At 58.1% G+C, this 13499-nt stretch carries 16 protein-coding genes; 14 read left to right on the top strand and 2 right to left on the bottom strand.

The window, feature by feature from the left end:
* Nucleotides 1-714 precede the first annotated feature (714 nt).
* Nucleotides 715-1869 carry an aspartyl protease family protein gene (locus SIDU_RS01770; protein ID WP_233431888.1) on the top strand — a complete coding sequence of 385 codons (1155 nt, stop codon included), beginning with the start codon at nucleotides 715-717 and terminating at the stop codon, nucleotides 1867-1869.
* Nucleotides 1870-2009: 140 nt separating this feature from the next.
* Here the strand turns inward: SIDU_RS01770 and SIDU_RS01765 are convergent, their stop codons facing one another.
* A complete protein-coding gene (locus SIDU_RS01765; protein WP_233431859.1) occupies nucleotides 2010-2858 on the bottom strand; it encodes a two-component system sensor histidine kinase NtrB in 849 nt (282 codons plus the stop codon).
* Between the two features lie 370 nt (nucleotides 2859-3228).
* Between SIDU_RS01765 and SIDU_RS01760 the strand changes: the two genes are divergently transcribed.
* From SIDU_RS01760 to SIDU_RS01730, 7 genes are all read left to right on the top strand, one after another.
* Nucleotides 3229-3987: an RNA polymerase sigma factor gene (locus tag SIDU_RS01760; protein WP_007683766.1), complete on the top strand. Its 759-nt coding sequence runs from the start codon at nucleotides 3229-3231 to the stop codon at nucleotides 3985-3987.
* Entirely contained in the window at nucleotides 3968-4543 is a 576-nt protein-coding gene (locus SIDU_RS01755) for a ferritin-like domain-containing protein (RefSeq protein WP_007683765.1), read from the top strand. Before SIDU_RS01760 ends, SIDU_RS01755 begins: the two co-directional genes overlap by 20 nt.
* 5 nt (nucleotides 4544-4548) lie before the next feature.
* Nucleotides 4549-4971, top strand: coding sequence for a c-type cytochrome (locus SIDU_RS01750; RefSeq protein ID WP_007683764.1), 423 nt, complete (start codon nucleotides 4549-4551; stop codon nucleotides 4969-4971).
* A gap of 253 nt (nucleotides 4972-5224) precedes the next feature.
* Complete coding sequence (locus SIDU_RS01745) at nucleotides 5225-6808, top strand: FAD-dependent oxidoreductase (RefSeq protein ID WP_050983533.1); 1584 nt, start codon at nucleotides 5225-5227, stop codon at nucleotides 6806-6808.
* A 71-nt stretch (nucleotides 6809-6879) separates the two neighbouring features.
* Nucleotides 6880-7455 carry a hypothetical protein gene (locus tag SIDU_RS01740; RefSeq protein WP_007683762.1) on the top strand — a complete coding sequence of 192 codons (576 nt, stop codon included), beginning with the start codon at nucleotides 6880-6882 and terminating at the stop codon, nucleotides 7453-7455.
* Complete coding sequence (locus SIDU_RS01735; RefSeq protein WP_007683760.1) at nucleotides 7452-8075, top strand: uracil-DNA glycosylase family protein; 624 nt, start codon at nucleotides 7452-7454, stop codon at nucleotides 8073-8075. The genes SIDU_RS01740 and SIDU_RS01735 overlap by 4 nt, the downstream gene beginning before the upstream one ends.
* A 7-nt stretch (nucleotides 8076-8082) precedes the next feature.
* Nucleotides 8083-8628 (top strand): DUF488 domain-containing protein, encoded by a 546-nt coding sequence (locus SIDU_RS01730; RefSeq protein ID WP_007683758.1) that lies wholly within the window; start codon nucleotides 8083-8085, stop codon nucleotides 8626-8628.
* On the opposite strand, the gene SIDU_RS19150 is transcribed toward SIDU_RS01730, so the two are convergent.
* Nucleotides 8545-8868 (bottom strand): hypothetical protein, encoded by a 324-nt coding sequence (locus SIDU_RS19150; RefSeq protein ID WP_037507849.1) that lies wholly within the window; start codon nucleotides 8866-8868, stop codon nucleotides 8545-8547. The two genes, SIDU_RS01730 and SIDU_RS19150, sit on opposite strands and share 84 nt — an antisense overlap.
* Nucleotides 8869-9114: 246 nt before the next feature.
* Here SIDU_RS19150 and SIDU_RS19595 point away from each other — a divergent pair, with 246 nt between their 5' ends.
* From SIDU_RS19595 to SIDU_RS01690, 6 genes are all read left to right on the top strand, one after another.
* A complete protein-coding gene (locus SIDU_RS19595; RefSeq protein WP_007683754.1) occupies nucleotides 9115-9429 on the top strand; it encodes a hypothetical protein in 315 nt (104 codons plus the stop codon).
* Nucleotides 9430-9975: 546 nt separating this feature from the next.
* Nucleotides 9976-10683: an RNA polymerase sigma factor gene (locus SIDU_RS01715; protein ID WP_073507110.1), complete on the top strand. Its 708-nt coding sequence runs from the start codon at nucleotides 9976-9978 to the stop codon at nucleotides 10681-10683.
* A gap of 202 nt (nucleotides 10684-10885) precedes the next feature.
* Nucleotides 10886-11209 (top strand): helix-turn-helix domain-containing protein, encoded by a 324-nt coding sequence (locus tag SIDU_RS01710; RefSeq protein ID WP_007683749.1) that lies wholly within the window; start codon nucleotides 10886-10888, stop codon nucleotides 11207-11209.
* Between the two features lie 601 nt (nucleotides 11210-11810).
* Nucleotides 11811-12458: a peroxiredoxin gene (locus tag SIDU_RS01700; protein ID WP_007683746.1), complete on the top strand. Its 648-nt coding sequence runs from the start codon at nucleotides 11811-11813 to the stop codon at nucleotides 12456-12458.
* A complete protein-coding gene (locus tag SIDU_RS01695; RefSeq protein WP_007683744.1) occupies nucleotides 12458-13072 on the top strand; it encodes a carbonic anhydrase in 615 nt (204 codons plus the stop codon). The genes SIDU_RS01700 and SIDU_RS01695 overlap by 1 nt, the downstream gene beginning before the upstream one ends.
* A gap of 50 nt (nucleotides 13073-13122) precedes the next feature.
* Nucleotides 13123-13491 carry a hypothetical protein gene (locus tag SIDU_RS01690; protein ID WP_007683742.1) on the top strand — a complete coding sequence of 123 codons (369 nt, stop codon included), beginning with the start codon at nucleotides 13123-13125 and terminating at the stop codon, nucleotides 13489-13491.
* Nucleotides 13492-13499 lie beyond the last annotated feature (8 nt).

Below are 13499 nucleotides of genomic sequence, written 5' to 3'. Positions count from 1 at the left end.
AGGAGAGCAGGTAGAAATCGATGGCAAGATCAGAGTCGTCACGCGTGCATGGCATCAGCCGAGCAATTGCTATGCTGGTGCTAAATTCGCCATTCTGATTAGCGATCAGATTGCGACGCCTAAGCACGGGGAACCCCCATTTCCAGTTCATGACCGGGTTCAAGAAGCGATCTAGCCCACGCCTGTGCTCAAACTGAAAATTCAGCGACTTTTCGAAGCTCCTCAAATCGAGAAGTACAGGAACCAGCTCTCCAACGCTCCAAACAACAGCCGAAGCAATGCGGAAGTGCCCTCTACATCAACGCAAGACGTCTGAATTGAACAGCGTCATTAAAGGATGAATCTGCCGGGCCAGTTTCTCACAGGCCGAGAAAGTGGCGCAGTTTGGCGGAGTTTCCATTAAAGCGGGGTCGATTTTCGTGAGCGCTAGCAATACCGATCTTCAAGTCTTTATGGGCATCGTCAAAGCGCTTCCAAGTGGAAACGGCACTCAACGGCTACCCCCGAACATGCGCACTAGCTTTTCCGAGCGTGTCGATGGCGATCTACTTATAAGGTGCAGATATATCGGAAGCAAAAATTCCATAACATTCAACATGCCTGTGAAGACGAATTTAACAAACATTTATAAAAGATAACGTGATAAACTTCTTTTATTTTCGATAACAATTTACACGAGAATTTACACCATATATCAGGATAAAGTTGTCAGTGATGAATTTATTTCGGATTTTTGGTAAATCATCATTGACTTCCAAGAGTACGGTTCCGCCACGAGCGAGAAATGAGATCGATGATGCATGGGAGCCGATGGATCTATTGCATCGTCACATGATCTTCGCACCGGTAAAACTGAATGATCGGAATATACCTGCTCTCGTCGACAGTGGCACCTCTCGATCCATTATCCATCACGGCCTGGCGAGGGAGTTGGGCCTTGTACCGCTGGGCGAGGCGTCCGTGACATCCTTTACCCGCAGAGTTGCGGGTCTCAGCTATCGCACCGAACGAATGGAACTGGCAGGCACATTTCTGAACAATTTCGTTATAGATAGCTATGGAATGGCGGAAATAGAGGCGCTTTCGCGGCAACATATCCCCCTGATCGTGGGGCGGGATGTGCTTCAGAAGGTCGATGTGGACTTCGATTTCGTCGGGAATCGCATTCGTTGGATTTCGAAGGGAGCAAGGCGAGATTTTCAGGCGGATCTTTCAGTCGCCCTGCACGGTGAACGCGCGGCCTTTCCATCGATCGATCTGGCACTGGAAGGAAGGGCGCGAGAAAGAGCCCTGCTTGACTCAGGTAGCAACACACCCATCACAATGGCGGCGGATTATGCCCGGGAACATGGCTTTCTCGACAACCGGCGCCAGTCTTCAGCGGTTTCCATCAGTCTGGAAGGCGCCCTCACCAATGTTGTTTTTTCACTTCGGAGCGTGAACATTGGCGCATTCGAGTTGTATAATGTTCCGGTTCAGGCAGTTGAGAACTGGAAGCTAGCAGAACCCATATCTTTAGGATGGCCCCTGTTCCAGGCGTTTCGCATGGTTCTGAGTTTGGGTGGGAAGTCATTGGACGCGAAGGTGGACCCACACATCCTGACGTCCGAAATCCCGAGAGACAGGCTGGGGATTTCGGGCCGCCGAGAAGAACAGCAACTTATTATCTCTCACGTCGCACCATGGAGTCCTGCTTGGCACGCCGGCTTGCGCCTCAACGACGTGGTTGTGACTGTCGATGGCCGCGCAATCAGCGCTGGTTACCCGGTTCCTGGCGAACGCATTGGTTTTCGCGCTGCAGGTAGCAAGGTTCGCCTTGGTCTTGCTAGTGGACGCAACATCGATCTAACGCTGACGAATTATTTCTGACGATCACTTATTCGGACGGGCCACCGCGAAAGACCGATTGGAACGCTAAATTTCGTATCGTAATGCCAAGACACGCTGAGCTGACGCAGGTCGGTCAATGCAGCGAAAGAGGGATTGCGGCCGCGCTTTTCTACCATCTTTCAAAGCAAATGACTGATGGTCTTGCGCTCCTCCCGCGGGATTGCATCATAAGGAAAGAACAGATCAAAAGTGCTGCCTACGCCGAGTGCTGTGTCGATTCTCATGAAACCGCCAGCCTGTCTCACGAAATTGTCCACCTGCGGGAGGCCTAATCCAGTGCCGGTTCCAGCCTTCGTGGTGAAGAAGGGGTCCAAGATCCTGCGCCTGACGTCTGCAGTCATGCCCATACCGTCATCTCTCACGCGAACTCGGACATAAGACCTCGATGTTGGGCCTTGCGAGGCTGCCTGAAAGACTAGACCGGTGCTGATGTGAATGCTCCCTCCATCCGGCATCGCGTCTCGAGCGTTGACAACGAGATTCATAATCGCTGCATTGAATTGAGGAAGATCGAAATCAAAATTCGGAACATCCTGATCGAACTGCAGCACAATGCGTATATCGGGACCCACAGCATATCGCAGCAGCGTTTGCAATTGCCGCAAGGCGTCATTTACGTTTGCCGCTTGGACCTCACAGTCGTGCCCACTCGCAAAATCAAGCAACCGCGCCGTCATCCTCAACCCGCGGTCCACTCCCTCTTGGGCTCCCGCAAGAAACCTGCTTGACAAGGCGACATCGGACTCATGCCGTTTTGCCAAGTTCAGTCCTGCTGAGATCACGGCGAGGATGTTCCTAAAATCGTGCACAAAGCTTCGGCTCATCTGTCCCAAGGCGAACATTCGCTGAATGGCAGGCGAGCTCAACTCTTGAGGATTAAGCTCGCTATTGTTCGCCATCGAAAGCGCGCACGAACGGTCTGGAGGATCGCATTCGCGCGAAGGGCTCACAGGAGATTCAAGCGGCATACCAGGATCCCTCCCCGGCCTGGATGCCCAGCGTCAATTGGGCAGCCAATCTATCACGCGGAGGATGCGCCTCGGTTGAACAGAAGTCGAGGGAATATTATTGTCATTTGATAGCAACTTTGTTCATCATATGAGGCAATCCTTCGCCAACTGGTCGCCCAAGTCCCATCAGTTCTCATTCCCCAAATGCCGCCCTGCGCCATCCGATCGCGCCGACCATGCCTCGCCCCGGAATATGGCCCGCCGACCGGCGATAACCGGTCCGTTCTACCAGTTATTTCACCAAGGTCGCGACGCCCCAGCCGCACTTTGCGGCGGGCTTCAATAATCCTCCACCGCGACGGGAACCTTTCGCAACTAAAGTCATCAAATGCACGAAATGGAGACGGCAATCATGGGTCGACCGAAAGTTGATCTGGACACGTTAACCGATGTGGCCTTGGCTGCCCGGATCGTCATCGGCGATGTCTACGCAGCTACGATCGTCGTTCAGCGAAACAACCAGCGCCTCTTTAGGGCAGCGCTGAGCATTCTATCCAATCGCAGCGAGGCCGAAGATGCCCTGCAAAGCGCCTATGTTCGCGCTTTCGCCGGGATGGCCGAGTTCGGCGGACGATCATCCCTTTCCACATGGCTAACCCGCATCGTGATCAACGAAGCGCTCGGTCGGTTGCGGGCAGCCCGGCGGCGAAAGGCTTGTTTTGACGGCAACTCCGTACTGGTCCTCGATGAGTATAGGGACAAGCTCATGCGCGGCTCCACGGCCGGAGGATCACCCGAATACGTTCTGGCACACCAGCAGCTGCGCCAGATACTGGAATCGGCGATCGCCGCCCTCCCCCTCGATTTTCGCCTGGTCTTTGTCCTGAGGGATATCGAAGGCCTGAGCATCGAAGAGGCCGCAGCCGCGCTCGAGGTTCCGCAGGCAACGGTGAAGACCCGGCATCTACGCGCACGGCGGCGGCTCCAAAAATTGCTCGACCCGGAAATCCGCACCGCGTTGCAGGGAACCTTCCCTTTTGCCGGCGAAGATTGCCAGGCGCTCACCGCGCGCTTGATGCAGCAGTTCCGAACGAACCCCCAACTGATCGCAATGGAGAGACAGGAAGATGACCGAGTTGCCAAGTAACAGCCGCCGCTCAATCCTGACCGGTGGCATCACCACGCTATCCGCGGCCGGGCTGGTCGCCTTGTTGGGCGGCAGCATCCCAGCGGAGGCCAAGCAGTCCGACCGGCCCGGACAGGACGTGCAGCTGCTCAATGCCGCCCTGGCCCTAGAACATGAAGGCATAGCAGCCTACCAGGTTGCCGCGGAGAGCGGGCTGCTTTCACCGGATGTCCTCAAGGTGGGCATCACCTTTCAGAGCCACCACAAGATGCATCGCGACGATCTGGCAGCGGCGATCCGGCGCCTGGGCGGCCAAGCCGCCGTCAGCAAGCCCACGGCTGAATACGCTGCTGCGCTTGGCGCTGCCGCTTTGAAAAACCAGACTGACGTCCTCAAGTTGGCGCTGCAGCTCGAGCGCGGCGCCACAAATGCCTATCTGGGCCTCATACCGTCGCTCGCGGCGACCGAGTTCCATCTGCTATCTGCCCGGATCGCCGGCGACGAGGCATTCCACGCAGCGATACTCGGGAATGTCTTGAACGAGCCGATACCGCAAAAGGCACCGATTTTCGGATAAGGCGCATGGGTCCCTTCGCTCTCCGAACGGTAGGACGCGCACTCGCTGTCGGGATAACAATGACCTTCGGCGGTGCGCTGCTCGCAAGTCCCGGGTCGTCCCGTGGGGACCCGGCTCGTGGGGCCGAGGTGTATCAGACCAAATGTGGAGGCTGCCACTCGCTTGACAGCAACCGTGTCGGGCCTCTGCATCGCGGTGTCGTCGGGCGGCGGGCCGGAAGCGCTCCCGGCTTTCACTATTCAAAGGCGCTGAGCGCGTCGCGGATCGTCTGGACGCCGACCAATCTCGATCGTTGGCTAACCGCACCGACGCTCATGGTGCCGGGAACCTTGATGGGATTTCGCCTTGGGTCGCCACAAGATCGAGCTGATGTCATCACATACCTCGCGAAAAACCCAACTCGACCAGCTCAAGCAAGCCGCCCGTGAGCTAACAGCGATGAGGATGAAGCGCGGGAGGGTAAAAACTGAGGAATGTTGCAAGGCTCGAGGCAGAGCCGCCGAAGCGCGACTAAACTAACTGGGACTCGCCAGTTTCATCATAACTAGCCACGGATATCCGACTGAACGGCAATAATCGGGAATCCAATCGGGTGCTATCAATAGTAGAAAGGTGTGCAATCAAAACCGCTGCATGATTGGGGCAATCGGGCGAGCGCGCCAACAACGCGAGGAGCATCGCATGACCAATGAAACGTCAGCACTATCCGGGCCGGACCTTAGCCTTGGCATTCCACTCTCGTCTCTGCCGGAAGGAGCGATGCTGCAAGGCCATGCGGGCGGTGAAGCCATTCTGCTGGTTCGACGTGCCGATCGGCTGTTTGCAGTCGGCGCGTTTTGCACACATTATGGCGCCCCCCTTTCCGGAGGGCTCCTTGTAAATGAGACAATCAGATGTCCCTGGCATCATGCCTGTTTCGACTTGCGCACGGGCAACGTGATCCGCGCCCCAGCGCGAGATCCGCTGGCACGGTGGCGCGTGGAGGAGGCGCGCGGGATCGTTTATATTCGCGAAAAGCTGGATGAGCCGATTACTCCTGTACTCGCCGACCGCAATTCGGTGCCGGCAACGGTTGTCATTGTCGGCGGCGGCGCGGCAGGCAACGCCGCAGCAGAAACGCTTCGCAGGGAAGGCTATGCTGGTCGCATCACACTGCTGAGTGCCGACGATGCCCTGCCGTGCGACCGGCCAAATCTTTCCAAGAACTATCTGGCCGGCACGGCCCCAGAGGATTGGATCCCCCTCCGCTCGATTGAATTCTACCAAGAGCATGAAATCGATGTGCGCCTGAACGCGCCGGTGATCGCGCTCGATCTGGTAGCACAACAGGTCATTTTGGCAGACAGCAGCCGCCTTTCCTATGACGCCCTGCTTCTTGCTACCGGGGCCCAGCCCGTGCACCTCGATATACCCGGCGCCTCGCTCCCGCATGTACATTACCTGCGCACGTTTACCGACAGCCGCAATCTCGTCGAGACTGCAAAGGCAGCGAAGCGCGCTGTCGTTATCGGTGCAAGCTTTATTGGTCTCGAGGTCGCCTCCTCGCTCCGCGCCCGAGAGATCGACGTGCATGTGATCGGGCGGGAGACCACTTTGATGGAAACCGTCCTAGGGCCCCAGATTGGAAGGTTTCTCCAAACCTTGCACGAAGGCCACGGCGTCACGTTCCATCTGGGGACGACAGCTGCCGAGATAGATAGTGTCCAGGTGACGCTGGCGAACGGGGTAACGATCGAGGCCGACATGGTCGTCATAGGCGTCGGCGTGCGCGCCGAGACGACGCTCGCCGAGAAAGCTGGACTTACGATGGATCGTGGCGTGTCGGTGAACGAATACCTAGAAACGAGCGCGCCCAATGTGTTCGCCGCAGGCGACATTGCACGCTGGCCCGATCCCTTCACCGGCGAGCGGATCCGCGTCGAGCATTTCGTCGTTGCCGAGCGCCAAGGCGAAACCGCCGCTCGCAACATCCTCGGCCGCCATGAACGATTTGCGACCATCCCATTCTTCTGGACCGAGCAATATGATCTCGGGATCGCCTATGTGGGACATGGAGCAGACTGGGATGAGATCCTGGTGGAAGGTGATCTCGAGGCGCGGAACTGCTCGGTCATTTATCGGCGCGGCGGCACGAAGATGGCGGTTGCTTTGCTCCACCGCGATCTCGACGGTCTGCGAGCCGAGCTCGAATTTGAAAGATCGGCTGTTCGGCAAAAAAAGGAGAACGTCGTCGGTGCTCGGACCCTGCTGTCGTCGAAGGATTGAAAGAACGGCAGACATGACGCCCAATCTCTTTCTGGCCACTGTGCCGACACCCACGGTTATGGAGGAACTTCATGGCGATCGATCACTCCGCCGACTTTTCGCGAGAAGCGGTCGGCATTTTTCATAGTTCGCAAGGGCTGGAGGGCGCCGTTCACGAACTCCTCAGTTCGGGATTCCATCGGTCCGATCTCAGCCTGCTAGCAAGCGAACGCGCGGTCGAGGAGAAGCTGGGCCATCGCTTTTCCCGAGTAGACGTTCTCGCCGACGACCCGGAAGTGCCCCGCGCCGCCTTTGTATCGACCGAAGCGATTGGCGACGCGGAAGGGGGAATCATTGGAGCACTCGTTTATGTGGGGGCGCTTGCGACGGTGGGCGCCATCGTCGCTTCGGGGGGAACGCTGCTTGCAATGATCACGGGTGCGGCACTCGCGGGAGGTGCCAGCGGGCTCGTCGGGTCTATGCTCGCCCAACGGCTAGGAGATCATCATGCGCATTACCTTCAGGAGCAGATTGTACGCGGCGGCCTGTTGTTATGGGTGCGAACGCGGGAGCCCGCCGCCGAAGAACGTGCCATCGGAATTCTCAGGAAACATTCGGCGGACAAAGTCCATGTTCACGGCATGTCTCTCACGGCGCTAGACGCATGAGCGATCTGGACCAGTTGTTGGCAGAGGTCCGGGTCTGCCGCGCATGCGGCAACGTACTGCCGCTCGGACCGAGGCCGGTCTTACAGATGTCCGCGACCGCGCGCATCCTGGTCGCAAGCCAGGCCCCCGGTATCAGGGTTCACGCAAGCGGCGTTCCCTTTTCTGACCTGTCGGGCGATCGATTGCGCGAATGGATGGGAGTTTCCCAGGATCAGTTCTATGACGCGACGAATATCGCCATCGTTCCTATGGGTCTTTGCTACCCGGGGCGTGCCGCAAATGGCGATGCACCGCCGCGCCCGGAATGCGCGCGGCTGTGGAGGGACCGGCTGCTCGCAGCCATGCCCCGGCTATGCTTGACCCTATTGGTGGGAAGCCATGCGCAAAATCACGTTCTGGGCCCCGGCTCGGTTACCGAACGGGTCCGCGATTTCGCGTCCTATCTGCCGACATGCTTTCCCCTTCCGCACCCGTCGTGGCGCGTGACAATCTGGGCGCGAAAACACCCCTGGTTCGATGAGGAGGTCCTTCCGGAACTGCGCAGAGTGATCCGGCAGTCCTGGCCTGAACTGGGAGAATTGGAGCAGCATCGCGCCGGCGCGGTGACTGCCGGCCGCTGATTATTCGATGTCCGCAACGAATCCCATCTACACCGTCGGGCATTCGACGAGATCGATAGCGGGCTTCACCGAACTGCTGGGGGTCGGCACAGTGCAGTTCGTGGTGGATATTCGCAGCATCTCCCGCTCCCGAGCCAATCCCGAATATAATCGCGATACGCTGCCCGCTGCACTGGCGTCCTACCAAATCGGGTACGAGCATATCCTGGAGTTAGGCGGCCTGCGCAAGAAGTCTAAGACCATTCCGTGCGAGGTCAACGGCTTTTGGATCAACCAGAGCTTCCATAATTATGCCGACTACGCATTGTCGGCCGAGTTTCGCGCGGGGCTGGATCGCCTGCTCGAACTTGCCGCCGGCCGCCGCTGCGCGATCATGTGTGCAGAGGCGGTCTGGTGGCGATGCCATCGTCGGATCGTGGCTGACTATCTACTTCACATGAAGCAGGACGTCTTCCATCTCTTGGGGACCTCACGCATCGAACCGGCGGTCATGAGCGATGCTGCACGGGTTGGCGCGGGCGGTCTCGTCTACCCCGCTATTGCCGCGGATTGAGCCCGCCTCGCAGTTGGTTCGAGTGCTGGCGCTCCCGCCCTGGCCGAACAGTTCTTCGACGATCTTCTGATCATCGCGCTGGATCGCGCGCAGATGTCCGGCGCCACAGTGTGCTTTGTCGGCGGTGACGCCGCGCAACAGATCCAATTGCTGTGCCGCCGGCGCGTCGATCCGCGCGTGCCAGCACTGGCCGAACTCGTGGGTCACCTCCTCATAGATCTGGTCAGGATCGTATCCCATTGGCGCTTTGATTTGACCGCCAGCAAACACAGATCAAAGCGGTCGCGCATGCCAATCAGGCGGGACATGGCATGTGGTGAGGAGCAATCCATCCGGATCTTTCCCTCCCAATTGGCGGTCATGAAGCGGAATGTGGGGTCGATGGTGTCTCGACGACATGACCATTGATCCCGTACCGGTCGACGATTTCTGTCCAGTAACGGACGCTAGCTCCGCCGAGCGGGCGATGCCGAGGAAGAGCGGGCCGTGGACGCCGCACCGCTCGCGATGGCGACAGATCCCTTGGGCGACGGCGAGGATATGCGACTCATTGAACGACTTGCGCAACGCGGAGCCACGGTGACCGGAGGTGCCGAAATGGAAGCGCTGCTACGCTTGCGATGGTTCCGGAACACCCGTAAAATAAGCTTCGACCAGATCCGCGGGATTGATCAGCTGAGCGTCGTCGAGCAATTTACCCCGCAGCCGGATCGATGCGAGCGCCGCCGGTCACGACACGATCGCACGCAGGGTTCCGCCGTGTTCGATAATATCAAGCATTTTCATCTTAATTGGCAATAATATTCATTTGCTCGATTTGAATAGCAGGCAGATGATGGGAACTGCAAGAAAGGTTTTTGGCTTCACCGGAGTAGACGCCTCGCTGAAAATCGAGCGATCGGAACAATGTTGAAAGTGCGATGGCCAGTTTCCAAACTGTTCGACGCCTTGGAATACATCCAGGCAGCAGCACGGCACGCCTCCGTGCTCTGGGTCGCGGCGTCGGTAAAGCGACAGAACGGTCCAGAGCTCTAGTCGCCGCCGCGTCAGATCGCCCGATCTGACGCGACAATTTGCTCTTCAATGAAGGTTGCGCGCCCGGTTCTGTGCCTGGTGCGGCCGATCGGGAAGCGCGCCAATCCCCCATGGGAGGCGCGCTTTAATGGAGGCAGTCGTGATCGATTGTTTTGCCCTTGAGCCTCATCATAGGATCATTCGTTCGACGACATGTCGCCCCAGCGGCTACCTCCATTCTTGTTGTATTTGCGCTTTCCAAAGTCGGAAGGGCCAACTCCTTCCCCATGCACTGACAACCGCTTGGTCCACCGTGCCGCTCGGAGGCTTTGCATGACTACAGGAATCGAACCTTGCCATCAAAACCGCTCTGACCTTACGTTGGCCGCACGGGTCGCGCGGCGTGATCCTGAGGCGCTGCGCCTCGTCATGAGACATAATGATCAGCGCCTCCTTCGGACCGCATGGCGGATTTTGCGAAATCGCGAAGACGCCGAAGATGCGGTGCAAAGCGCCTATCTCAACGCATTTGCAGGAATCAGCGGCTTCGCGGGAAGATCGACGCTCTCGACCTGGCTGACCCGCATCGTCACCAACGCGGCGCATGCGCATTCCCGCGGTGTCCGCCGGCAGCGAGCATGGCTCGAAGAGAATCCAACCTCCAAGCAGGAAGACTACAGCGAACACCTGATGCGCGGATCGATGCCGGGCTCTCCCGAGTGCGCGCTAGCGCGTCGCCAAATCAAGCAGATGATCGATGACGCGATCGATCAGCTGCCAACCCAGTTCCGCACGGTCTTTGTCTTACGACAGATTGAGGAGCTCGATGTTGGCGAGGTCGCCGAAACGCTCGGCATCAATGCGGCAACCGTTAAGACCCGGCATTTGCGCGCGAAGCGGAGACTTCAGCGCACACTAGCCCCTAAGCTCGGCAATATGCTGGCAGACATCTTCCCGTTCGCCAGCGAAGCGCGTGAGCGATCAGCCACTCGCGCTGCGATACACGGCAATTGGTTCGAGGCCTGGGCGCGGTCAGCGTAAGCCAGAACCGCAGTGGCGTCATTGCAACACGCGACCTGCGGCGGGGGCGTTCAACTTGGGTCACTTCTCTGGAATACGCCCGCCTGCCCTTCCCAAGATCTTAGTGGTCCGCTGCACTTTCAGTCATCCTATCGCGGTGCTGGCCGCTACGATAGAATGAGCAACCGGGCCGATTGATTCCTGAAAGAAAGGCGCCGCGATCATGAATGACAGAATTCGACTCACCGGCCGTTTGCTCGCGGCAGCCCGTGCTCTGGTAGGCGTCAGCCAGTCGGACTTCGCGGCAGCGGCAGGGATATCTGTCGAAGTGCTGCAGCTGATCGAGCGAGGAGGCAGCGCTTGGATCCAGTCGAATCCGGATGCCGAGGCGGTGCACCGCGGCCTGGAACACTTCGGTGTGGTAATTATTGAAGAAGCGGACGGCATGGGGGCCGGAGTCAGGCTGAAGTTCACACGCCAGGACGTGCGGCAGATTGCGCGCTTGGAAAGCGAAGGCGGGATCATCGGCTCTGATGACGCGCCTTGAGCTTGCAAGCCTGCGCCTCCAGTGGGCGCAGACGAAGGCGGCTGCTGACTGTGGCGCGCATCATGCGAACCTTTTGCTCGATCCGCTGCCCCACTTCGGCGTCGATCCTCTTCGACTAGTCAAGGGCGCAGCCGAGCACGGGCTCGCGCACCGCGCCAAAGGAGCCGAGATCTGCTACCCTCGCGAAGCCTCCAGATCAGGTAGAGCGGACATGCAAGTCTCATAACCGACCGAGTTTCGACGTTTCAGAATTCTAACTGGCGGCAGGATTGTCATCGACAATCCGATCATGGGTCCACTTTCCGAAGGTAACGCTTTCTTCGGCAACCAATCCGCAGTGGGGGAGTCGGTTTCGTTTCCTCCGAACAACCAACGTCAGTCGTCGTCGCGCTGGCGCCGAGGCACGACCACGTTAAGGATCGCTGGCCCCTCCGGCTTGATAGACGACGCGCTTCTCGTCGGCTTCGACCACGCTGAAATCACGCAATTGCATCGCATCCAGGGTCCAACAGATCAAATATTTTGCTTCTAAACAGGAATAACATTCGTTTGTCATTCCTGTATTTTCTGCGTCATTGTTCGCTTCTACCTAGGAGGCGCTATGACGATTCAGCTCGGGCAGACTGCCCCAGATTTCGAGCAGGACACGACGCAAGGCCGAATTCATTTTCACGATTGGCTCGGGGCGAGTTGGGGCGTGCTGTTCAGTCATCCGAAGAATTTCACGCCCGTCTGCACCACTGAACTGGGGGAGGTCGCCAAGCTTCGCTCGGAATGGGAAAAGCGCGACGTCAAGCCGATTGGCCTGTCCGTCGATCCGGTCTTTGCCCATTACAAATGGGAGCGGGACATTGAGGAAACTCAGGGCGCCTCCCTTGATTTCCCGATGATCGCCGATCCGGACGAGAAGGTGTCCTCACTTTATGGCATGGTCCACCCACAAAGCGATCCTACAGTGACCGTAAGATCCGTTTTCGTGATCGATCCGGCTAAGAAGGTGAGATTGATCCTGACTTATCCTCCGAGTACTGGCCGCAATTTCTACGAGATTCTTCGCGCGATCGACAGCCTGCAGCTTACCGATGCCCGCAGCATTGCGACGCCGGTCAACTGGAAGCCGGGAGAACCCGTGGTTATCTCCCCCAAAATGTCTGACGAAGAAGCCTCGCGCCAGTTTCCGCAAGGGTACAAGACGCTCAAGCCCTATTTGCGGATCGTTGATCTCCAGCCGAGTGGAAATGGGCAGTGATGCGGCATGACGTGAAAGATCCTTCCTCCGAGATCAAGCAGGAAGGCGACGACCTCTCGTGCCTGCTTGCGCGCAATCGTGAATGGGCAAGCTCTAAGACGAAGGACGACCCGAATTTCTTCAGCCGCCTTGTTGGGCAGCAACATCCCCGTTATTTCTGGATCGGTTGCTCGGACAGCCGCGTTCCAGCTACGGAAATCGTGGATCTTGATCCAGGAGAGATGTTCGTTCACCGGAATATTGCGAACCTCGCTGTGGCCGATGATCCGAACTTCGCAGCTGCCCTGCTTTTTGCCGTCGATGTTCTTCAGGTGCAGCATGTCCTTGTGGTCGGTCATTATGGGTGCGGTGGGATACAAGCTGCCATGGCGCCAGAAACGCATGATGCGGTCGGCGAATGGCTTGCGCCAGTCCGCTCCCTCGATCACGACCCCGCCGATGCCCACCAATTGTGCGAGCGGAATATCATCGCCCAGGTTTCAGCGCTTGCCAGAAATCCGATCGTGTGCGGAGCCTGGAAGCGTGGGGCCAGATTGACTCTTCACGGATGGGTATATGCGATCGGCGACGGGCTGCTCAGAACGATATGTGGACCGATAACCAATCCATTATGACGCGCCCCATTTATCGAGAGCCGAGTGATCGCATTTCCTGAAGGCCTCATATGAATGTCGCACAGAGAAGGTTGAAGTCCGCCATCGAAGTGTGCCAGCAAGCTGGTGCTGCGGATCGCAGCCTCGACGTCCAGATCGCGCTCGCTGTCTTCCCGGGGCTTGGTGAATTGGCGGCGATTGACCAAGGCGTTTGGCGTCAGGAGGACGGAACGCACGTGCGGGCGCTCCGCTATTCGGCATCTCGATCGGCCGCCATCACTCTTGTACCTCCTGGCTGCTGGTTGGAGACAGGCAAAGCAGCAGTTCATGTGTATGGCCGGTCGGGAGAATGGATCGGGATCCATCGCATTGAAGCCATCGCTATCTGTATCGCCGCCTTGCGAGCGCGCGCGGCCGAAAAGGACCCATTGTCTATATGAGGTTCGGT

The organism is Sphingobium indicum B90A, from assembly GCF_000264945.2.
Classification (GTDB): Bacteria; Pseudomonadota; Alphaproteobacteria; order Sphingomonadales; family Sphingomonadaceae; genus Sphingobium; species Sphingobium indicum.
Note: the sequence above shows the minus strand (reverse complement) of the source record. Positions and strands in the feature narration are given on the sequence as shown.

Excerpts from the sequence above, each read along its gene's own strand:
- SIDU_RS01770 (WP_233431888.1), top strand. The coding sequence starts at position 715 with ATGAATTTATTTCGGATTTTTGGTAAATCATCATTGACTTCCAAGAGT.
- SIDU_RS01765 (WP_233431859.1), bottom strand. The coding sequence starts at position 2,858 with ATGCCGCTTGAATCTCCTGTGAGCCCTTCGCGCGAATGCGATCCTCCA.
- SIDU_RS01760 (WP_007683766.1), top strand. The coding sequence starts at position 3,229 with ATGCACGAAATGGAGACGGCAATCATGGGTCGACCGAAAGTTGATCTG.
- SIDU_RS01755 (WP_007683765.1), top strand. The coding sequence starts at position 3,968 with ATGACCGAGTTGCCAAGTAACAGCCGCCGCTCAATCCTGACCGGTGGC.
- SIDU_RS01750 (WP_007683764.1), top strand. The coding sequence starts at position 4,549 with ATGGGTCCCTTCGCTCTCCGAACGGTAGGACGCGCACTCGCTGTCGGG.
- SIDU_RS01745 (WP_050983533.1), top strand. The coding sequence starts at position 5,225 with ATGACCAATGAAACGTCAGCACTATCCGGGCCGGACCTTAGCCTTGGC.
- SIDU_RS01740 (WP_007683762.1), top strand. The coding sequence starts at position 6,880 with ATGGCGATCGATCACTCCGCCGACTTTTCGCGAGAAGCGGTCGGCATT.
- SIDU_RS01735 (WP_007683760.1), top strand. The coding sequence starts at position 7,452 with ATGAGCGATCTGGACCAGTTGTTGGCAGAGGTCCGGGTCTGCCGCGCA.
- SIDU_RS01730 (WP_007683758.1), top strand. The coding sequence starts at position 8,083 with ATGTCCGCAACGAATCCCATCTACACCGTCGGGCATTCGACGAGATCG.
- SIDU_RS19150 (WP_037507849.1), bottom strand. The coding sequence starts at position 8,868 with ATGGGATACGATCCTGACCAGATCTATGAGGAGGTGACCCACGAGTTC.
- SIDU_RS01715 (WP_073507110.1), top strand. The coding sequence starts at position 9,976 with ATGACTACAGGAATCGAACCTTGCCATCAAAACCGCTCTGACCTTACG.
- SIDU_RS01710 (WP_007683749.1), top strand. The coding sequence starts at position 10,886 with ATGAATGACAGAATTCGACTCACCGGCCGTTTGCTCGCGGCAGCCCGT.
- SIDU_RS01700 (WP_007683746.1), top strand. The coding sequence starts at position 11,811 with ATGACGATTCAGCTCGGGCAGACTGCCCCAGATTTCGAGCAGGACACG.
- SIDU_RS01695 (WP_007683744.1), top strand. The coding sequence starts at position 12,458 with ATGCGGCATGACGTGAAAGATCCTTCCTCCGAGATCAAGCAGGAAGGC.
- SIDU_RS01690 (WP_007683742.1), top strand. The coding sequence starts at position 13,123 with ATGAATGTCGCACAGAGAAGGTTGAAGTCCGCCATCGAAGTGTGCCAG.